Genomic DNA, 21192 nt, shown 5'->3' with positions numbered 1-21192 from the left:
GGTTTCAGGGCTTTTGTTTTGGGTAGTCAGAACTCAATCCCCAATCTTACAACCAGTCTCTTATACTTTCGGTCTTCCTTCAATTCATTCCAGTAAATCCCGTCTACCTGGCGTTCCTGCCGGTATTCAGCCTTTTGAAATCGGTATCCAAAGTTAATCAGCCAGGCAGAACCGTTTCTCATAGGTAACCGGTACCCAACTGTAGGGCTTATCATTAAGCCGCCTGAGGTCTTAAAACCTGTGTTGTCTTCGTTCAGCCAAGCTGTTGAATAACCTGCATCAAGACCACCCATAAGGCTGCTTCCTTCCTCTCTTTTCTGATGTATGTTTCTTCTTATGCCCAATGCTAATGGCATCAATAGGGTTTCGCCGTACCCATCAACCCCCAACGTAAGGCCTGCCGCAGTTTTTGAGTTTATATAAACGCCATTGAATGTCTGCCCTGAAACATTTACCTGCTTGCTTACCTGATATATTGCCGGAACCCCAACTGAAGGCCCAGAGTAAGGATACCACCCGCCATAAGAGGCCAGATACTTTGTGCGGCCAAACATAACGCCGAACTCTGTCATGTTCACAAATCTGTGTTTCCTGAAAAACTTCTCTTTGGTTTCCTGCGCCTGGGTTTCATTACTACTACCTGCAATGCTCATCAACAAAAGGCTTACTGAAATAATATAAATATTAAGGTTTTTCATCTGATGTGCCGTTTTAAGGTTTATGTCTATTGTTTTACCGGAATTACACTCAATAGTTTCATGTCTTTCAGATTACTGGCATCGTACTGATACAAGCCATCTTTACCAACCATCAACAGGTGTTTTCCACCTAGCGGAATCACATCAAAGGCATCCAATTTATCAATATGCTGCTGCAATTTTATGTCTGACGCGCTACTGGCATCAAAAGATTTAAGACCAAATTTGCCCTCACAGATAAAAAGACTGGGGAAGTCTACACCCAAGCCGGCGGGGTTCTGCATTTCATAGCTTTTAATTAACCTGGGTGCAGAAAGATTGGCCACATCTATTACATCTAGCCTGTTGGGTGCAACACCGCACCAGCCAGCGCGTAGCGTTACGTAAGCAATGTTGTTATGCACCACCACCGGGTCGCAGGCGCGGGCGTGCTGAAACATAGACATCAGCTGAGGCTTTGCGGGCTCTTTATTATCAAAGATATAAAGCCCTGTGTTTGACCCGATAAACAGTTTGTCCTGATAAGGAAAAATAGTTTCGATACCCCAACCAAGATTTATCTTGTTTTCCTGAACGGGTTGGCTCTGGTTCCGGATATTAAAAAGAACAAGGTCATTTTGTGAAACTGTGTAAAGGAAGTCGTCATACAAAGTAAACCTTGCCATAGAGCCGCCCTGACCCGTACTGCTGGACGATGACGAGCCGTTTGAACTGGTAGGCCCTTTAGAACCATTATAGTTGCTCAGATCGTAGTAAACAGGGTTAGGGCTTACAATCGAAAAACCACAGTTTGAACGATATTTTTCTGTTACAATTTTTATTTCATAATCGGTCAGCAATTTGATATTCTCATTATAATACCAGGTTACACCATCTGCCATGCCGCTAGTAAAAACATCTTTTACCCTGCCCGATTCTTTAATATTTTTAATGTCGGCGATATCAAAGGTAACCAGGTCTGTGTAGCTGTCTGTATAGAGCGTGTTACCTTTCACGGCCATGTCTATCACCCCGGGTATTTTCAGGAAACCCATGTTTACCGGGTTCGCCGGATTCGTATTATCAATGATATGTATCCCTTGTTTTATTTCATTAACAAAGATGTAATTGTCTTTCACATAAATCTTTCCCGGATTGATTAAATCCTGTGGGGCTTGCCAGGCTATACCTGCGCGTATTTGGTCAACAGAAATAGTAAAGGCCCGGGTAGTTCTGTAGGTACGGGTAGTTTCGCAGTCGTCCGTACAAGATTGCGTACCTGCCGCCATACCTAAGCAGAATATAATTGATAAACACTTGAGGTAGAATTTTTTCATAGTTTTAGTTTTTAATCTGTTTAAATAAAAAAAGCCATGTGAAAGATGGGAATCTTTATATCACATGGCTTTGCGGATTTATTTTAATCGGATTACTCCAAAAATTATATGCTACACTTGTCGGTACCGGAAAACAATAGTTTTAAAATTTGATCATGCACCTTACAGATTCGAGATTTTACCTGTAAACAGAATGGTGTTTGATTGTTTCTCGCTAATTACAAACAAAAACGGGCGGTTGCAAACTACCTGCGGATAAGCGGGCAAAGAAGTAACTACCACACCAATGGTGGTTACGGCTGCAGCCTCAGTACCCTTTTCGTCAACACCAACGTAGGTATTCTGTTTTACCATTCCCACTTTTAAATCACCGGCTTTACCAGCAATTTTCGATAGGTCGGCCCCATTGGTAAAGGCGGCATTAATACCCATTTCCATCAGCACTTTTTTCAGGTCTGTTTCATACTCAAGTGTAAACCTGGGCAGGCCTACAATTACTTTTTGCTCTTTCAGGGCTCCGGTTAGCGCCTTCCATTCATTGACAGAAAAGTTTGCCAGTGTGGCATCGGTAGATTTATCCGGCAAAATTACTGTCATTACATAATTGCCGTCTCCATAAGGCAACTCTATGGCCTGGTAACTATCGCGTTTGGCATACTTTACATTTTCGGTCATGTTCATCATCTTCACGCTCTTTGTTCCTTTGGTACCGGTAAAGTTGTCGTTCTGGGTATTTGCTTCTTTAAATTGGGTTTTCCAGTCGCCTTTAAAGTACAGCGCGTTCATCAGAAACAGCACCTGGTCAGGGCTTATTTCTTCAATCACTTTCTTAATCTTGCCGTTGGTGTTGTCACTTGCCCAGTTGTTAATTTTACCTACTGTCTGGCTATCATCAAAGTTTTCGGCAAAAACCCCTGCATTAAAATATGTTTTGAGGTTATTGAAGTAAGACTGATTAACATTAAAGGTGTTTCTGTACCAAACCGAATTGGCTATGGTGTTTTTTACTTTAGGGTCACTCAGCGGAAGATTATCAATCAGGTCTTTATAAATACCATTGGTAACTGACATATCTGATGAGACCCTCAGCACTTTCTGAATTTCCTCTTTTGTTTTTTCATCAGCTCCGTTGAGCAGCATTCCTAATGCAATGTGTAGACTTAGCGGGGAAACAAAATAGCTTTTATCAGGAGCCTCAGAGGCATCGTGTTTTTTCCAGAAATCAAAGGCAAACTCGCTGGTATGGTCAGCAAAAGTGCCGGGTATGGCCTTCAGTTGGTTATTAGCTTTCTCGGTATCCGGCGATACCTGGTTTTTATCACTACAACTTGCCGCAGCCAGAGAACATATTACTGCTAACAATGCAATTTTAAGTGTTTTCATATGTAGGTTGATTTAAATAATTAGGTTGTTCTTTTACTTTTTCTCAAAATACAAGGCTTCATTTGCCGGTGATGACACATACAATACCAATATGTTTCTGTCTTTCAAGTCGTATTTTTCAACATTACGCAGGCTTTCATAGTAGGTAAGCTCGAAAGAGTTGGCATCAGGAGTGCCAGCAATTTTTGTTGAGCCAATTGCCGGTATCCTGAAGGTTCTTTTGTTTTCGTCAACCATCGGTTCGGCAAAATAAAAATTCACTGAACTACGCCCGTAAATTGTAACTTTCTCTTTCTCATTCTTTAACTCCATTGTTACATCAAACTTTGGCGTTTTCCCGTCTGAATACCCTTTAAATTTCCATTGGCCAAGTAAATCAGACCCTCTCATTGCCTCAAAAGAAGGATATGAGGCTTCTATTTTTTCATCCTTGCAACCGCCCAATCCTATGGCAGCTGCTACAAACAACACAAGTACTTTTTTCATCTGATTTAAAATCTTCTGTTTCCATATAACTGTTGCCGGTTTTTTAATACGGCCAGAACCAACAACTCAGTCCGTCAAGGGAATAAACAAACGAGCATGTTTTTCCCCTGACTTAAACAAATGTTTTGACTGAGGCTCAGTACCCTTTTCAATAGCATAGATACCTGATTATTAAAAATGGTTGGAATAGCCACTTATTTTTTAAATAAACAAACAACAAGCCCGGCTATAACAATATATAACCGGGCTTGTTCAATCTTAAAAAATTAATGTTTTTTATCAGAACCGCTTCAAAACCAGTTCGCTCACTGTCTGACCAATTGAGAGAGACGAAGTGGCCGCAGGTGATGGTGCATTGCACACATTAACGGCGCGCTCGTTTTCAAAGATGGCGAAGTCGTCTAGTAAGCCGCCGTCATAATCACAGGCCTGAGCTCTTACACCTGCTCCGCCGGGTATCAGGTCATCTTCCTGTATTTCGGGTATCAGTTCCTGCAAAGCTTTGGTAAAAGCGGCTTTTGAAAACGAACGATACATTTCGCCAAAGCCTGTGCGCCAGTATTTAGCGGCCACTTTGCGGAACCCACGCCAGGTGAGGGTCTCGAACAACTCGGCCAGATTAATATCGGTTTTTTTGTAGCCTTCACGGGCAAAAGCCAGCACGGCATTGGGGCCGGCCTCTACCCCACCGTGAATCATACGGGTAAAATGCACACCCAGAAACGGGAAGTTAGGGTCTGGCACCGGGTAGATAAGGTTTTTTACCAGATATTGTTTTTCTGGTTTTATTTCAAGGTATTCACCTCTAAAGGGTGTAATTCTTAATCTTTCGGCACGTTGGTCGGTCATTTGCCCTACTTTATCAGAATACAACCCGGCACAGTTTACCACCAGCCTGGTTTGGTAAGACCCCCCGTCAGTATTAACCACCGATGTGTTCGCCTGAGAATTTATACCGGTTACCTTTTGCCCAAAAACTATTTCTCCACCCAGCTCACGTGTTTTTTGCAGGTATTTCTCACATACTTCGGTATAATCTATAATGCCGGTCTGAGGCACAAAAAAACCTTTCAGGCCTTTTACATGGGGTTCGTATTCTTTCAGTTGCTCAGGGTTTAGCATCTTAAACCCATCCAGTCCATTCTGTTTGCCGCGTTCAAAAAGACCATCCAGAATAGGCACCTGCTCAGGGCGGGTAGCAACTACTATCTTGCCGCATAAGTCATGCTTTATGTCTTCATTGCGACAGAAGTCAAGAAGCATCTCATAACCCCGTATACAATTGGTAGCTTTTAAACTACCAGGCTTGTAATATAAACCCGAATGTATAACGCCGCTATTGTGGCCTGTCTGATGTAGGGCAACTTTGGTTTCTTTTTCAATAATCAACAGTTTCAGGGTTGGATTGCCCTGTTTGATTTTCAAAGCAGTTGCCAGCCCGACAATTCCTCCACCAATAACAATTACATCGTAGGTCATATTCAAATCAAGAAAGATGGTTTTTTTGCCGTAAATATACAACAAAAGCCTGTTTTATCTGAAACAATAGCCCGCTAAAAAGCAATCTGGTTTTTGGCTTAAAAAGTTTTGCAGGCCATAAACACAACACTTTTAAAGCAAAAACACCAACTGTTGGCGCAGATGGTGTTTTTGTAACTATTTAATAACGGCCTGCTAAGGGTCAAGCGGGTCGTAAGGGTCCATGTGCAAGCACTCCATTACCGGATAAAACTCTATTACGTGATTAGACAATTGCTTTTTACGGGTATAAGGTGTGTATCCCAACTCGCGTATATTGCGCGTATCGAAACTACCCGCTGCCGAGTACTTGGTTTGCGACATAGAAGTAACAAACAACGATGGCATATCTACCGGTATACCATAGCGAATCATGAGCCGTACAGAATTACGGATATTGGTGGTAGTATGCCTTGCCTGCGGCTCTGCAATAATAGCAGAGGCAGGAATGTTATACTTCTCCATCAGGTATTTTTTCATTTCTACCGCTTCATTGTAAATAGTCTTGAAAGGATAGCAATAGCCACCAGTAGGAATAATGAAGGGGGCGTCACCTGCCAGATAACTACGGGCAGCGGCATCACAATGTAGTTTTCCTTCATGCCCTATTGGTATATGCAGTTCAGGGCCTGCACCCGGAAGCACAATGACGGCGTATTTGTATTTCTTCCAGTCGGTTTTTTGAATTTGCTCATAGGCTGCTTTGTTTATTCCTTTTTCCAGCGGTTCAAGCCTTGCCGGTTCGTCTCTGTCGTTTGCCTGCATTAACTGCATGGCTACTGCCAACGACGGCTTATAGAAAACATCAAAGCTTTTGCTGCTTTCATTGAGCGACGCCACCAGGTCTTTCAGCATAATGCGGTACGAACGCGAGGTTACCACATAACTGGCTGAGTCAATATGCGGATATCTCATTTTTTTACCCAAACCAAACTGATTGATGATGTAATCCATTCCATAAAAGCACTGGTTCCAGGCTTTAGCCAGTAAAACTTCGTTCGATAAACCTACAAAACGTTGATAATAGCCCGAAGGACGTAAATGCCCATCAATTATTTTATCGAAAGCTTTTTTATTGGCCGCATAAACCATTTGCAATTCTTTTGCCAATGTGGCGGTATCCTGTTTCCAGAAGAAGTCACTGAGCAATGATACCGGGTGCGAGCAGGTGTCTGTTACGTGTGCTTTTAAAACCTCTACTTTCTTTTGCAGAAGGCTTTTCAGCGTTGCATTATTACTTACTATCGTTTTTACTTCGGGCGTTTTTTCAATTACCGTAATCAGATAAAAGTTTTTATCGACGGTTAAATCGCCGGAAGAAAGCAGACGGTAGCTTTTATTGTACCCCTGCCCGGCCACATTTATTATAAACAGTATTGAGATAGAAAGGGTGTACAGTAACTTTGTTTTCATAGGGTATAAATGTTGAAAAAGTAAAGAGGGTAATGCGGAAGTCGCATTACCCTTTTATATGAAAATCAATAACCTGGGTTCTGATACATCTTTACGGGGTCAAGTTTGCTTTCATCGAACGGAATCGGGAAGTAAACATCCTTTGTTGATACGTTTTTCAAATCTGAAATACCGTAATCGGCCGGGTTTTTACTCTTTAAATAATTTACAAAACCCTGAGGATTATCTCCAAAGGCACGTAGTAAATCAAATAAACGGTGGTTTTCAAAAGCCAGCTCTGATCTGCGTTCGTGCAGAATAGCAAGTTTCAAGGTCGGGTACTTGGCATGATACGCCGCATCAGAGGCTGCGTAGTCTGGCAAACCGGCACGTTTACGTGCCTGATTCAGATAACTTATTGCCTCTGTATTGTTACCCAGCCTTTCGTTTACTTCGGCAAGCATCAATACAATGTCAGCATATCTCATCAGAATAAAATCATTTCCACCCCAACCATTGGCAGCTGCGGCTTCACTTACGTCGCGATATTTGGTAACAAACCAGGCTTTTGCACTGGCGTGGTCTGCCCATTTTACCGAGAAGTCTTTTCTGATGTCTCCTGCTTCATATTCATTAACCAGATCTGGATTCACAAAAAACCCACGACCCGTTGATGGTCTTTTAGAGTTGATGGTTTCGCCGATTGACTGGTTACGATACGCAATACCAGAGGCATAGTTCTGGTCGCCTTGTTTATACACAATCTGAAAAATAATCTCCGGGTTTGTGTTCTTTTTATTTACATCAAATACATCAGCATAGGGGATGTCTGACAACTGCCCGAAGGTTCTCATGGCATAGGCTGCTTCCAGATACTGCTTGGCTTTAGTGAAATTGGCTGTTTTGTTATCTGCTAAAACAGAACCCATTGTAAGGTAAACCTGGCCAAGCAAACCATTAATAGCTGCTTTGCAAGTACGGCCTTTGCCTGAAGCCGGCTGGATATTCGGTAAATCAGCGTTTAATGCTTTTGTGAGGTCATCAACAATTTGTGCATAAACCAGCCCTTTTTCTACCCTGAAAGTGCTGGCCACGATTTCGTCATAAGACGCCATGAACTTGGTTACCATAGGCACGTCTCCCCATTTACGAACCAAATGAAAATAGGCTAGCGCACGAAGGAAAAGCGCCTCTGATTTGTAGATAGCGCGGTTCTTTTCATCAGTAAACTTAATTGCGGTGTTATCAACGTTCGACAACACATAGTTGGCACGCGATACAATGGTATACAGGGCATTCCAGTGGCCGGTCATTTCAGGATTGGTAGGCACTAATGTAAAGTTTGTGAACTGGAAAGGCGTACCTGCCGACGACTGGTTATCTGTACGCCCTGCATTATCACTGCGCTCTTCGCTATACAAATCGCTTGTTTCGCCAAGCGCACTATTACTTCTTATGGCAGTATATATACCTGCCACGGCTTTCTGTACATCAATTTCAGAAGAAAAATACTTGTCGCTGGCAATGGCGTTGGGGTTTTCTATTTCCAGGTAATCTTCGCACGACGAAGACACCAACGCAACCAATATTAATAATATGCTTAATTTTTTCATGATTCAAATTTGTTTTAGAATTGAACTTTTAATCCGGCATTGAAAGACCTCATTAAAGGGTATTTACCGTAATCTACACCCGGAGTCAAGTTAGAGCCATTGTTGTAATCTACCTCAGGGTTATAACCTCTGTACTTCTGAGCCGTGAAAGGGTTATCTGTTGATAGATAGATGCGTACATTTGAAATGGCATTATTGGTAAGCGCTGAGGTGTTCCAGTTGTAGCCAAGTGTTACGTTGGTAATTCTGAAGAACGAACCATCGTTCAGATAGAATGTAGACAAACGCGTACTGTTACTCTGGGTACCACCACGGGCCGCGCGATAAATCTCACCACCACCGGGATTTTCAGGCGTACGGAAACGATCATCGACAACAGCATACTGGTTGCCAGAGCCTTCCATATTCAGGTTGTAATAGTTTTGCCCGTCAAGCACTTTGTTGCCGTGCGTACCGTTGGCAGATACCGATAGGTCAAATTTCTTGTAACGCCCTGAAAGGTTGAAAGCATAAATGAAATCAGGGTATGGGTTGCCGATGATGGTCTTGTCAAGGTCGTTTACAATCCCATCTTTATTAGTGTCTTCAAAAAGCAGGTCGCCCGGCTGAATTTTCGTACTTTGCGCAGCTGAACGTGCCGGTATATCATCATTCACATCAGGGGCATTATTAATGGAGTTTGCCTGTTCCTGAGTTTTCACCATCCCAATTACTTTATAGCCGTAAAACATACCAACCGGTTGGCCTTGCATGGTAATGTGGGTATCATAGCCGCGTTCAGCACCTCTGGTAAGAATGGTAGAGGCTCCACCCAAATCAAGCACCTTGTTACGGTTAGTAGAGATGTTTCCGCTGGCACGCAATTCAAAATCGTTTGTTGAGAGTATAATTCCGTCTAACTGAAGGTCGAAACCACGGTTATTGATTTTAGAATCAGGCAGGTTGGTCAACATCGATGTTGAGCCTGATACGGCTGTAATAGATTTAGAGAACAACAGGTTATAGGTGTAGCTGTCGTAGAAGTTAGCAATAACCTGAAGACGGTTGTTGAACAGACCCAAATCAAGACCAATATTGGTTTGTGATGTTGACTCCCAACCTAATTTGTCATCGCGGAAGGCACCCGGGAACATGGCTGTTTGCACAGCACCTCCGATAACCGTACCGGTTTTGCCCATTACCTGCTGGAAGTTGTAGGCGCCAATACCGTTGTTACCACTCACACCCCAACTGGCACGGAACTTCAGTGAAGTTCTTTCTCCGACCAGATTTTTGTAGAACATTTCATCAGAGATTGTCCAGCCTCCTGAAATAGAAGGAAAATAAGCCCAACGGTTTTTAGGCCCGAACAAAGATGAACCATCGCCACGGAAAGAAGCCGTTACATGATAACGATTCAGGTAATTAACGTTAAGACGCCCGAAACCCGAAGCCATGGCATATTGAGTAATACCCGTTGAACCACCTCTTGAAAAGTTGGCGGGGTCTGAGCCACCACCGGTAATAAATGGTATTTTGTCGTCAGTAAAGCCATTGGCTGTTACGTTAATCACATCAGTCACGTGTGATTGTGACGACGCACCTACTACCCCACTTACATTGAAATTGCTGACTTTTTTATTGAAGTTCAATGTAAACTCAGTCAGATAATCTCTTTCGTCGGTGCGGGTGTTCTGCGCATTGGCAGCAGTAATGGCTTGTGGAGAGTAAGGCGCATTAACACCCGAAGTGATACTTGTAGGGCGGTAGTACTCCCAGTTGTTTGTAAAGTTATAAGTACCAAAAGACAATTTAGCTGTCAAGGCCTCTACTATTTTGTACTGTCCGTAAACGTTGTAGGTTGCTCTGGTTGTTTTACGGTAGTTTTTAACCATTTGTGTGTAGGCTATCGGGTTTTCAATGTCACTCTGAAAAGCATAGTCGCTTGACTGTGCCGACATTTCGTATTGTGCCGGTGTGCCATCAGCATTGTAGGGCTTCAGAAACGGAAGGTAAATCAAGGCTGCCATTACCGGGCTTTGGTTAAAACGCCCTTCGGTTACTTCGTTACTTTTGGTATCCGTATATGCCAGGTTAGCGCCTAAAGTTATTTTTTTAGAAACATCTACATCAATATTAGAACGTAGATTATATTTCGTCATATCGGTATTGAGCATGATACCATCCTGGCTCTGATACCCTCCGGAAATGGCATAACGCACTCCGGTACGGCCGCCAGCAATTGACAAATTGTGTCGGTGATTTGCTGCATTGCGGTAAAGTTCATTTTGCCAGTCGGTGTCGTATTCCGGCTTTTTGATTGTTCCGGTAGCAAAATCATACATATAATCAGGTATCCTGATTGTGTTTGCGTTTACGTTATTGGTACGGGTTGTACGTACCGTATTGTTGTCTTTTACGTAATCATCAGACCACACCTTTCCCTGCGATACCATCAGGTCTTTATAGGTTTTGTTGTGTGCATCTACAAACAAATCAAAAAACTGTTCGGCATTCAGCACTTTCACTTTACGCGCAAGCTGGTTAATACCAAACTGGTAATCGTAGGTTACCATTGTTTTTCCTTCTTTACCTCTTTTAGTGGTAATCAGAACCACACCACCCGATGCCCTTGAACCGTAGATGGCCGCAGAAGCTGCATCTTTCAAAACCTCTACAGACTCTATGTCTTCCATGTTAAGGAAAAGGTCTCCGTTAGCCGGATACCCGTCTATGACATACAGGGGGTCTGAACTGGCGTTGATAGAACTTGTGCCACGCACCCGTATTTTGGTAGTATTGTAAGGGGCACCACTTACCTGCGATATCTGCACCCCGGCTACTTTACCCACCAGCGCCTGACCAACCGTTGGCGTAGAGAGGTTCAATTCACTTGCTTTTACGCTGGCAATAGCGCCTGTGATGTCGCTCTTGCGCATAGTCTGATATCCCACCACTACTACCTCCTGCAACGTATTTATATCGTTTTCCAAGGCAACAGTTACTGTAGCGTTAACAGGCACTTCTGTTGTTTTGAAACCAATAAATGAAATAACCAATGATGTTGCTTCTGATGAAGCCACAAGTGTAAATTCGCCCTTTGCGTCGGTCAATGCCGCTGTCTTTGTTCCTTTTACCTGAACGGTAGCGCCAGGCAACGGCTGCCCTGTTGCAGCCTCTGTAACCTTACCCTTTACCTGCCTGCCCTGTGCGGCAGCGGGTACTGCATTGCATATAAATAATACAAGGCACGTTAACGTTGTGAGAATTGATTTAAGTACTTTTTTTTTCATTGCGAGTGGTTTTAAAAATAAATTTCCCGCAAAAGAAACCAGCCATTATTAACATTAAATCACCATCATGTAATCTAATTGTTATCAAACAGCGCGCAAAGACTAAAGTAGAAGTAAAGCAAGAGCCGATATAAATAAAAAAAGAGGCTGCCTGTGTAGCAGCCTCTCAGGGCAAATTTATTGTTATGGAAGTGGCCTAGTTTTTAACCGCCATTCCTTTTTGCTGAATCATGTCGTCCATCACATTAATGGTTTCGTTCATGTACACATCTTTTTTCAGGAAATTAATCCAGAATGTATTGCGGTCTTTTTTCAGTGAGTCAGAGTTAATCACTTCCAGGTCTCCGGCCAGATTGGCTACTGATAAATCGGTTTTCAATTTGGTTAAATCGCGCACTTTTCCGGCCACATCTTTTATTTCTTTTAACTGCACTTTATAGTTTTTCAACTCTAGCGAGCGAGAAGTTTTCCGGTTATCGGCCAATATATTTGTATTGTCTTCTATTTGCTTAAACACATCATTACCTGCCAGACGTGCTTTGCTTTTTTGCTGCAAAAGAGCAACATCCGGAGAGGCCGTCCAGGTTTGGTAATTAGCTTTGGGCATCTCGTCCCAAACCAATGCGTTTGGCGAGTCTTTCTCACGCATTTTGTAGGCTTCATACACGCCTGTCAGAACGATGTCTGACTCGACACCTTTTAACTGGGTGGCTCCGCCATTAACACGGTAATACTTTTGAAGCGTTAAGTGCACAGCACCCAGGTCTCCGGCTCCGCTACCATTGCCCATACCACCAACCGGGAACGCCCTTTGCACTGTACCTTTACCATAAGTAGAGCTTGAACCTATTACAATACCTCGTTTGTAATCCTGAATGGCAGAAGCAAAGATTTCTGAAGCTGAAGCGCTGCGCTCGTTCACCAACACCGCCAACGGGCCGTCATACAGAACAGACGGGTCGTTGTCTCCCATTTGAGAAGGGCGCCCTGCACGGTCACGAATCTGCACTACCGGGCCTGTCTTAATAAACAGACCTACCATGTTTACCACCTCTTGCAGGCTTCCGCCACCGTTATCTCTGATATCAATAATGATTCCGTCTACACCTTCGGCTTTCAGTTTTTCTACTTCTTTTGCTACGTCTTTAGAGCAACGTGCAGCCTGCGGACGTTGGAAGTCGGCATAGAAAGCGGGTAAATCAATAACTCCTATTTTGTTTTTGCCCGAATTAATAATGGCGCTTCTGGCAAAGGTTTCGTCCAGTTTCAGTTCGGCACGGATAATCGGCACTACCTTCTGCGTGCCGTCGGGCTTCTGAATTGTCAATCTTACCTCTGAGCCTTCTGCTCCTCTTATTATTTTTACGGCATCGTCAGTGGTAGACCCCGTTAAGTCTTCGGGTTCGCCTGTGCCTTGAGCAACCTTCAGAATAATATCATTGGCTTGTATCTCACCCGACTTCCAGGCCGGGCCGCCTGCGGTTACACTTCTGATTTTTATTTTGTCGTCTTCCTGCATTAACAAAGCGCCTATACCAAAGAAACGGCCACTTAGCCTTTCATCAAAAGAACGTTTCTCAACCGGCGGAAAGAAGTCTGTATGTGGGTCCATTTCATTGGTAATGGTGCCTACAAAAACGGCAAATCTTTCGTTTTCATCAAACTTATTTTTCAGGCGGTCAAAGTACTTGTCCATTCCTTTTTTCACCTTGCCGCGTGCTTCTAATTCAAGCGCTTCGTTTGTTTTGGCTACAAAATCGGCCTTGGTTTTATTCTTTTCCTGCTGCTCAAGCAGGTCGTTATAACGCTCCAGTGTCTGAAATTTCAGATATTTTCTCCAGCGGTCTTTTCTTTCGGTTTCGTTTGATGCAAACTCTGTTTTATCCCAGTCTAATTCTATTGTTTCGTTTTTGTCAAACGTAAACGGTTTTTCAATCAGCTGTTTGTAAATATCCTCAGCCTCTACCAGCCTTACTTTGTAGATTTCATCAAGAGCGGCAAAGAAATCAAGCGGGGCACCGTGAATCTCGTCGTCAATTCTGGTTTCAAATTTGCGAAGCCTGCTTACGTCTTTTTCAAGTAAAACCCTTTTGCTTGGGTCTAGTCTTTTCAGATACTCAGTAAAGATTTCTTTCGAAAAAGCATCATCAATTCTCTTCGGACTATAGTGCCCTTGTTCGAGCATGGCACCTACGGTGCGTAGAATAATTTCGTTTTTGGTAGGCGGATCATTCTGCAAGGGCATGGCTGCCATAAAAACAGCGCCGACGATTCCACCGAAAAGCAATAAAGACAATACACGCTGCTTTCTCATAAGTTAATCTCCTCGGGTTAAATAATTTCGTTAAAACACTACTGACTAAAAATCAGTATGTTATATAACGTATTTCTGCCAAATAAATTTCGGTCTGGCATCTAAAATTGATAAAAGGATTTTTTCAGGTATAAGCGCTATTGAAAACAGGCAAGGGTGCTTTCAAGCCCCATTCCGCGCGAACCTTTAATTAACACAAACGAATTTTGTATCTGCCTGTCCAGCAACCAGTTGTGTAATGAAAACTTGTCAGGAAAATAAAATGCTTTCGGAAGCGGGTCTAGTGCTGACGCCATCAGCTTGCCTGCCAGTATCACCAGATCAATATCACCCCTGGCAACCAGCTCTCCAATGGCTCTGTGCTCGGCAGGTGCCTCCTCTCCCAGTTCAAGCATATCACCCAGAATCACCACTTTCTGTTTGTCTGTTTTCAGATTAATGAAGTTCTGAATAGCGGCAGACATAGACGATGGATTGGCATTGTAGGCATCTAACAATATGCTGTTGGTTCCTTTTTGTATAATCTGCGACCGGTTGTTGTCCGGATTATACGCGCTTACTGCTTCAGCGGCATCTTCCAGGCTAACACCAAAATATTGGCCAATGGCTATAGCCGTTGCAATGTTTTCAAAGTTATAACGGCCGGGCAGGTTAGTTGTATAGGTTTTACGAGGGGCGTTATTACTGTTAACCGAAAATACCACTACCGGTGAGTCTTCCAGCATCAGCAGGGTATCGTCATGCAGGTAATTAATAGTTTGTTTAAAGGTGCGGGTTTGAGCCATGCCCGTCAGGTTTTCATTACTGGCATTCAGAAACACCGTTCCGCCTGATTTCTGAAGAAAATCATAAAGCTCACCTTTGCCTTTTTTTACGCCTTCTACTCCACCAAAGCCCTCCAGATGTGCTTTACCTACATTGGTAATAAACCCATGCGTAGGCTCGCAGATATTACTGAGGTCTCTAATCTCTCCCTGATGGTTGGCGCCCATTTCAATAACAGCTATTTCGTACGTTTCATCAAGCCCCAACAATGTAAGCGGTACACCAATGTGATTATTAAGGTTACCCTTGGTAAAATACGTCATGTACTTCTTTGCCAATACGGTTGCCACCAACTCTTTTGAAGTGGTTTTACCGTTAGAGCCTGTAAGACCGAGAATCGGAATACCGAATTGCTGGCGATGATAATTAGCCAGTTTCTGCAGGGTGTACAATACATCATTTACCACAATGCAGGCATCGCCGGTGGCATATTGTTCTTCATCAATCACCACATACTTTGCACCTTTATCCAGTGCCTCTTTGGCAAAAGTATTGGCATTGAATTTTTCGCCTTTCAATGCAAAAAACATCGTCCCTTCTCCTATTTTGCGCGTATCTGTCGAAACCCCATTGCAGGTTTTCAACTTCTCATATATTTCAGCTATTGACATTACTAATGAAACAGGTTTTTAATTTCCTGTAAATTTAATGTTAAACTGCCAAATACTGTTCAATGCGCAATTCATTTCTTTTTGAAAGCGTCGGTACTAAATAAATTCTGCTGAAAAAACAAAAATCCTCCAAAATCAGGAGACTCTTATGCCTATTACCAAAAAACATGATACTTACTTATTACTTACTACGCCTTTGGGGTCAATGATTTTATCATCTACCTTTGAGCCATTAGAAACCTGCACATAAAGTGCGTTGGCATCGTAAAGGTCCCCGAATTTTTCTTTCAGGTTTACCTCCAGCAGATGGTCCAGAACTGCCGCACATTCAATGCCGGTGCCGTGTTCTAAGGTTACTACCAGATTTACTGTAAGCGGATATGACTTGCGGATGATACCGTCCCATACCACCTTATAGTTGCTGGTTAAGCAGCCACCCGTTACGGCAATTTTCAGCAAATCGTTTTCACGCTTTACTTCTTTTATATCAAAGGGTCGGCTCTGGCCTGTAGTGCGGGTATTAATTATTGACTTATATTTTGTTTCGCTTACTTCAAAGGCAACAGTGCTTTTATCTGGAGCTGGCTCGTTGGCTTCTGGTTTACAAGCGGCTATGGCGACCAATAGAGACAGACTAACAAAAACTTGTGTGATAGCTTTCATAATTCTTTATTTAAAATGGTTTGTAAAATTAGCTTTCATTGAATGATTCTTTTTAAACCAGAGTGGTTGTAATACCTCCTGTAAATATGAATACCCCGGCCATAAAACAATAGCATTGGCACAACTGGGCGCTATGGGTAGTGAATAGCACAATACCAGCACATTGGCTTATGTTTTAGAAATAAATGATATTTTTGTTTTTAAACTCAATAAAATACCGATTTTATGGTTCTTCCTCACAAACGCCTTAACTTTGTCTTTATAGTTTATTCCCTTTTTATAAGTATGCCGTTAATTGCCCAGACACAGGATTACTCAAAAGCCTTATTCGAAAAACACGATGTTTTTAAAGAAACAGCACTTAAGCACCGCCGTTTCAAACATAAAGACCTTGTACCGCTGATTGAGAAATTGCCTTTTGAAAAACAGGTAGTGGGGCAATCTTTTGAGGGGCGAGACCTGTATCAGATAAAACTCGGTAGCGGCCCTGTTAAGGTATTGTTGTGGTCGCAGATGCATGGTGATGAACCCACAGCTACAATGGCTCTGGCCGATATATTTTTGTTTTTTCAGGGTAAAAACGATGGCTTTGATAACCTACGGCAATCTATTTTAGCCAACACCACCCTGTATTTTGTACCTATGCTAAACCCTGACGGAGCCGAACGCTACCAGCGGCGTACGGCTACCGAAATAGACATGAACCGCGATGCGCTGCGTTTCCAGACACCGGAAGGCGCATTGCTGAAAAAATTGCAGGATGAGCTGAAACCGGAATTTTCTTTTAACCTGCACGATAAAAACACCAGATACAGTGCAGGCCGGAGTAATAAACAGGCTACCGTTTCTTTCTTAGCCACTGCTTATGATTATGAGCGGAGCTGGAACCCCACCAGAACCAGAGCCATGCAGGTAATAAGTGGCATGATTGAAGCACTGGAACAGTTTATTCCGGGACATTTAGGGCGCTGGAACGACGAACACGAACCGCGGGCTTTTGGCGATAACGTATCTAAATGGGGCAGCAGCCTGATACTGATAGAATCGGGTGGTTATAAAGATGATACCGAAAAGCAGTTTATCAGAAAACTAAATTTTGTAGCTATTCTAACTGGTTTGCAGGCCATAGCAGAGAAATCTTATACCCATTATACGTTGTCTACTTATGAAGCGTTACCTAATAATGAGCGCTACCTGTACGATTTGCTTGTACGCAATGCCGGGTTTAACTATAATGGTAAAATAGTTATTAAGGATATCGGTATTGACCTGATTGAAAAAAACACCAAGAACGCTACGGGTTTTAGTATCAGAAGCGTTATTGAAGAATTGGGCGATTTGTCTACTTTCTGGGGCATCAAAGAAATTGATGCTACCGGCTTACAGGTAAAACCCCTTGCTGATTTTCCGGAGTTAATTAAAACATATAAATTATCTAAACAGGACGTTCAGGACAAAGACCTGAACCTGGACGAAAAAGCCAACTTTGTGTTAGCCAAGGGCAATGATGTTAAATACGTAATTATTAATGGACAAATTAAATAGCCGCTTTGGCATCAACAGATTAACCTGTCTTTTTTTCTTTCTAACCTTAGTAAATACCCACGTATTTGCCCAACAAACATACGTACTTGGCAAAGCCATCGATAAAACAACCAGAAAAGGGGTGCCATCGGCAACGGTTGTCAACAAGAATACCAGGCAGATTACGCGCACCGGCGAAAACGGCAATTTTCTGGTAAAGGCATCAAAAGGCGACTCCATCAAGATTTCATCTGTAGGTTATAAAAATGCCGGAATAGAATGGGACGGCGTAACTACCGAGCCGGTAATAGAAATGCCGCAGGATGCCATAATGTTGCCCGAAGTAACCATTAAAGACCGACGCCTGGAGATTATCAGGAAGCAGATTGATGAATTGCTGGCAGCTCCGGAGGCTTCTAATAAAATGAAATGGAAAGATATATCTAACCTGATTAATACCAATACTACTTTACCCAATGGTGGCATTGGCATTTCAATAGACGGCCTTTATCAGCTTTTCAGCAAGGAAGGTAAAACCCGCCGGAAACTGGAAGCCATGAAACAGGAAGACCTGAGAAAACTGCTGGTTGAATACCGCTACAACGCAGAATACGTTTCTTATGTAACCAAACTAAAAGGGCAGGAATTAAAAAACTTTATGAAATACTGTAACCTGCCCGATACTTTTATACTTACTGCCAATGATTACGACCTGACCTTTGAGGTATTCAGATGCCTTGAAGATTACAAAACCCGGTTAAGATTTTAAGATTACTTTATACCTCTATTGTAAGCCTCATGAAAAAACAGATTTTTCTACTTATCTCTGTTCTTATTTTTAATATTTCTTATGCTCAGTCTATTGAGAAACTTCGTTGCGAATATTCTGAAAACCCTTTGGGATTAGACACCCCAAAGCCCCGTTTGTCGTGGCAAATTTCCTCCCCTACCCGAGGCACTAAACAAACGGCGTACCAGATTCTGGTGGCGGACACAGAAGAAAACCTGAAAAAAGACAATGGAAATATCTGGAATTCGGGTTTGGTGAAATCGGCACAATCGCTGTGGATAAGCTATGGAGGCAAGCCGCTGGAATCGCGCAAGAGATATTTCTGGAAAGTGAAAATCTGGAACGAAAAAAATAAACCCACTACTTTCAGCAATACTGCCTGGTGGGAAATGGGTCTTCTGCAAAAAACCGACTGGACAGCACACTGGATAGGCAAAAAAGGAACTGAGGGAAAACCCCCGAAATCTGTTGAGCTGCAAAAGGAATTTCAGCTAAACAAGCGCGCAGTAAGAACAAGAATATATGTAACAGGCCTGGGGGCATATCACCTCATTTTTAACGGTAAAAAAGTAGGGCAAGACTACCTCACTCCCGGCTGGACACACTACCTGAAAACAGTTCATTACCAGACTTATGAAATAGATGCTGAAGACCTGACCATCGGTACCAACTTTATTACCGCAACCCTGGGTAGTGGCTGGTGGAGTAGCGGACTGGGCTGGGGCGGCGGTAAATTTGCTTATAGTGATGGCCCCAACCGATTGCTCTTCCAGATGGAAATGGAGTTTTATGATGGCTCGCGCCAGACTGTTATCTCTGATGCCAGCTGGAAAACCCGGCTTTCGCCCATAGTATCTAATTCGTTATACAATGGCGAAGTGTATGATGGCCGTCTGGAATATGGTAAAGACTGGGAAAACGCCACCGTTCTTGACGATAGCGAAAACAAAACAACGCTCTTTGGCCCTAAACCCGAAGACAACCGGAACGACGAGGCAGAAACTTTCAGCACAAAAAATGTAAAGCTGATAGCATCTGTTGCTCCGCAGATTCAGGTAATGCATGAAATAAAAGCCGTGAAAATAACCGAACCCCGCAAAGGCCGATATGTGTTTGATTTCGGCCAGAACCTGGTAGGCTTTACACACCTGAAAGTAGAAGGCAAAGCAGGTAAAGAAATTGAAATGAAATTTGCCGAACTGCTTACCGACAAAGGTCTGGCAGACCAGGCCAACCTACGGAGTATCAGACCAACCGATAAGTATATATTGAAGGGCTATGGCATAGAAGAATGGGAGCCTAAGTTTACCTATCATGGTTTCCGCTATGTTGAGGTAGAGGGGCTACCCAAAAAGCCGGATGAAAATACACTGGTGGCAAAAGTGATTCATAACAATGTGCCTTTTACCGGAAGTTTCAACACTTCAAACGACCTGCTCAACAGCATTTACAAGAATATAACCTGGGGCCAGCGGGGTAACATGCACAGCGTGCCTACTGATTGCCCGCAAAGAGATGAGCGTCTGGGCTGGATGGGCGATGCCCAGATTTTTGCCCCCACCGCCAGTTACATTATGCAAATGAATGGCTTCTTTGCCAAGTGGGTACGCGATATCGCCGATTCTCAACATTCAACAGGGTATGTATATGATGTAAACCCTAAAATTGTAGTGGGCGGGCCATCTAAACCCGCATGGGGCGATGCCCTGGTGATTGTACCTTACAGAATGTATCAGTTTTATGGCGATAAGGGCATTATTGAAGAAAACTACGAAACCATGAAAAACTGGGTAGAATACCTGAACAACCACCCGAATACGAAGCAAAACGGCCTTTATCATTTTCAGGCCGGAGATTTTTATGGTTACGGCGACTGGGTGCCGGTTGAGAAGTCACCAACCAAACCTATTGGTGGCAGCTATCAGTTTTTCTCAAACAAACTACTGGCCGAAATGGCGCAAATAATAGGAAAAAACACTGATGCCCAAAAGTATGAGTTGGTTGCGCAGAAAGCGGCAGACAAATACAATGAGTTTTATTTTGATGCCCAAAGCAAAAATTACGAAGGCAAAACACAGGGAGCCAATCTGATTCCTCTGAGTCTGGGAATCACTAAACCTGCCGACCGCGCCGCAGTAGCTAAAAATGTAGCAGCCAATGTGGGAGAGAAGAACGACCACCTGACCACCGGATTTCTTTCAACAGAAATGTTATTACCAACCCTCAGCGATGCCGGAGAACACGAACTGGCCTATAAAGTAGCTACCCAAAAGACATACCCAAGCTGGGGATACATGGTTGAAAAAGGCGCTACAACCATGTGGGAGCTTTGGAACTCTGATACCGAAAAACCAGAAGGCATGAACTCGCGCAACCATTTTGCTTATGGCTCAATCGGCGAGTGGTTCTACGCTTATCTGGCGGGTATCAAACTTGACCCGCAAAGTGCCGGATTCAAGCACTTTATTATTGCACCCATGCCGGCAGGAGACCTGAAATGGGTTGAAAGCAGATACGTAACAGGCTATGGGTCTATCGCCTCAGGCTGGAATCTACAGGATACTAAATTTACCCTGAAAGTAAGTGTGCCAGCCAATACCTCGGCGCAAATACAATTGCCATTAGCAGGTAAAACCAATGCCATTATAAAAGAAAACAACAAACCGGTATTAGCCGGAAACAAAGCGCCGAAAATTAAAATACCCGGTATAACGTTTGTAAAAGTTGAAAACAACAAAGCCATTTTTGAAGTCTTGAGCGGAGATTATTCGTTTACGGTGGAATAAC

14 protein-coding genes are annotated in these 21192 nt (G+C 43.1%); 3 read left to right on the top strand and 11 right to left on the bottom strand.

From position 1 onward, the window contains the following. Positions 1 to 26: 26 nt before the first annotated feature. The 11 genes from MB380_RS00270 to MB380_RS00220 all read right to left on the bottom strand — a co-directional run bounded on the left by MB380_RS00270 (position 27) and on the right by MB380_RS00220 (position 16091). Positions 27 to 698: a hypothetical protein gene (locus tag MB380_RS00270; RefSeq protein ID WP_253531916.1), complete on the bottom strand. Its 672-nt coding sequence runs from the start codon at positions 696 to 698 to the stop codon at positions 27 to 29. Between the two features lie 26 nt (positions 699 to 724). Further along, the gene (locus tag MB380_RS00265) at positions 725 to 2014 is read right to left on the bottom strand and encodes an LVIVD repeat-containing protein (RefSeq protein WP_253531914.1); all 1290 of its coding nucleotides are present in this window, start codon (positions 2012 to 2014) and stop codon (positions 725 to 727) included. A 162-nt stretch (positions 2015 to 2176) separates the two neighbouring features. Further along, entirely contained in the window at positions 2177 to 3397 is a 1221-nt protein-coding gene (locus tag MB380_RS00260) for a serpin family protein (protein ID WP_253531905.1), read from the bottom strand. A 33-nt stretch (positions 3398 to 3430) separates the two neighbouring features. Further along, positions 3431 to 3883 carry an META domain-containing protein gene (locus MB380_RS00255; protein ID WP_253531903.1) on the bottom strand — a complete coding sequence of 151 codons (453 nt, stop codon included), beginning with the start codon at positions 3881 to 3883 and terminating at the stop codon, positions 3431 to 3433. Between the two features lie 279 nt (positions 3884 to 4162). Next, complete coding sequence (lhgO, locus tag MB380_RS00250; protein ID WP_253535660.1) at positions 4163 to 5362, bottom strand: L-2-hydroxyglutarate oxidase; 1200 nt, start codon at positions 5360 to 5362, stop codon at positions 4163 to 4165. A 195-nt stretch (positions 5363 to 5557) separates the two neighbouring features. Then, positions 5558 to 6814: a YdcF family protein gene (locus tag MB380_RS00245; RefSeq protein WP_253531901.1), complete on the bottom strand. Its 1257-nt coding sequence runs from the start codon at positions 6812 to 6814 to the stop codon at positions 5558 to 5560. Positions 6815 to 6879: 65 nt separating this feature from the next. Beyond that, entirely contained in the window at positions 6880 to 8406 is a 1527-nt protein-coding gene (locus MB380_RS00240) for a RagB/SusD family nutrient uptake outer membrane protein (protein ID WP_253531893.1), read from the bottom strand. A gap of 14 nt (positions 8407 to 8420) precedes the next feature. Further along, positions 8421 to 11678 carry a TonB-dependent receptor gene (locus MB380_RS00235; protein ID WP_253531878.1) on the bottom strand — a complete coding sequence of 1086 codons (3258 nt, stop codon included), beginning with the start codon at positions 11676 to 11678 and terminating at the stop codon, positions 8421 to 8423. 196 nt (positions 11679 to 11874) lie between these two features. Then, positions 11875 to 13992: a carboxy terminal-processing peptidase gene (locus MB380_RS00230; protein WP_253531868.1), complete on the bottom strand. Its 2118-nt coding sequence runs from the start codon at positions 13990 to 13992 to the stop codon at positions 11875 to 11877. Positions 13993 to 14129: 137 nt separating this feature from the next. Beyond that, on the bottom strand, positions 14130 to 15428 hold the full coding sequence (gene murF / locus MB380_RS00225; RefSeq protein WP_253531867.1) for a UDP-N-acetylmuramoyl-tripeptide--D-alanyl-D-alanine ligase: 1299 nt from the start codon (positions 15426 to 15428) through the stop codon (positions 14130 to 14132). A gap of 174 nt (positions 15429 to 15602) precedes the next feature. Next, on the bottom strand, positions 15603 to 16091 hold the full coding sequence (locus MB380_RS00220) for a hypothetical protein (protein WP_253531865.1): 489 nt from the start codon (positions 16089 to 16091) through the stop codon (positions 15603 to 15605). Between the two features lie 285 nt (positions 16092 to 16376). Between MB380_RS00220 and MB380_RS00215 the strand changes: the two genes are divergently transcribed. From MB380_RS00215 to MB380_RS00205, 3 genes are read left to right on the top strand one after another with little or no spacing between them, the layout of a single operon-like run. Beyond that, positions 16377 to 17636, top strand: a complete 1260-nt coding sequence (locus MB380_RS00215; protein ID WP_253531863.1) for a M14 family zinc carboxypeptidase — start codon at positions 16377 to 16379, stop codon at positions 17634 to 17636. Then, positions 17620 to 18384 carry a carboxypeptidase-like regulatory domain-containing protein gene (locus MB380_RS00210; protein WP_253531861.1) on the top strand — a complete coding sequence of 255 codons (765 nt, stop codon included), beginning with the start codon at positions 17620 to 17622 and terminating at the stop codon, positions 18382 to 18384. The genes MB380_RS00215 and MB380_RS00210 overlap by 17 nt, the downstream gene beginning before the upstream one ends. A gap of 29 nt (positions 18385 to 18413) precedes the next feature. Continuing rightward, the gene (locus MB380_RS00205; protein WP_253531859.1) at positions 18414 to 21191 is read left to right on the top strand and encodes an alpha-L-rhamnosidase; all 2778 of its coding nucleotides are present in this window, start codon (positions 18414 to 18416) and stop codon (positions 21189 to 21191) included. Position 21192: the final 1 nt, after the last annotated feature.

The organism is Emticicia sp. 21SJ11W-3 (assembly GCF_024138715.1).
GTDB classification, from domain to species: domain Bacteria; phylum Bacteroidota; class Bacteroidia; order Cytophagales; family Spirosomataceae; genus Emticicia; species Emticicia fluvialis.
This window is presented reverse-complemented; position numbering and strand designations above follow the sequence as displayed.

Coding starts and splice junctions, on each gene's coding strand:
- MB380_RS00270 (WP_253531916.1), bottom strand. CDS start 698: ATGAAAAACCTTAATATTTATATTATTTCAGTAAGCCTTTTGTTGATG.
- MB380_RS00265 (WP_253531914.1), bottom strand. CDS start 2,014: ATGAAAAAATTCTACCTCAAGTGTTTATCAATTATATTCTGCTTAGGT.
- MB380_RS00260 (WP_253531905.1), bottom strand. CDS start 3,397: ATGAAAACACTTAAAATTGCATTGTTAGCAGTAATATGTTCTCTGGCT.
- MB380_RS00255 (WP_253531903.1), bottom strand. CDS start 3,883: ATGAAAAAAGTACTTGTGTTGTTTGTAGCAGCTGCCATAGGATTGGGC.
- lhgO (WP_253535660.1), bottom strand. CDS start 5,362: ATGACCTACGATGTAATTGTTATTGGTGGAGGAATTGTCGGGCTGGCA.
- MB380_RS00245 (WP_253531901.1), bottom strand. CDS start 6,814: ATGAAAACAAAGTTACTGTACACCCTTTCTATCTCAATACTGTTTATA.
- MB380_RS00240 (WP_253531893.1), bottom strand. CDS start 8,406: ATGAAAAAATTAAGCATATTATTAATATTGGTTGCGTTGGTGTCTTCG.
- MB380_RS00235 (WP_253531878.1), bottom strand. CDS start 11,678: ATGAAAAAAAAAGTACTTAAATCAATTCTCACAACGTTAACGTGCCTT.
- MB380_RS00230 (WP_253531868.1), bottom strand. CDS start 13,992: ATGAGAAAGCAGCGTGTATTGTCTTTATTGCTTTTCGGTGGAATCGTC.
- murF (WP_253531867.1), bottom strand. CDS start 15,428: ATGTCAATAGCTGAAATATATGAGAAGTTGAAAACCTGCAATGGGGTT.
- MB380_RS00220 (WP_253531865.1), bottom strand. CDS start 16,091: ATGAAAGCTATCACACAAGTTTTTGTTAGTCTGTCTCTATTGGTCGCC.
- MB380_RS00215 (WP_253531863.1), top strand. CDS start 16,377: ATGCCGTTAATTGCCCAGACACAGGATTACTCAAAAGCCTTATTCGAA.
- MB380_RS00210 (WP_253531861.1), top strand. CDS start 17,620: ATGGACAAATTAAATAGCCGCTTTGGCATCAACAGATTAACCTGTCTT.
- MB380_RS00205 (WP_253531859.1), top strand. CDS start 18,414: ATGAAAAAACAGATTTTTCTACTTATCTCTGTTCTTATTTTTAATATT.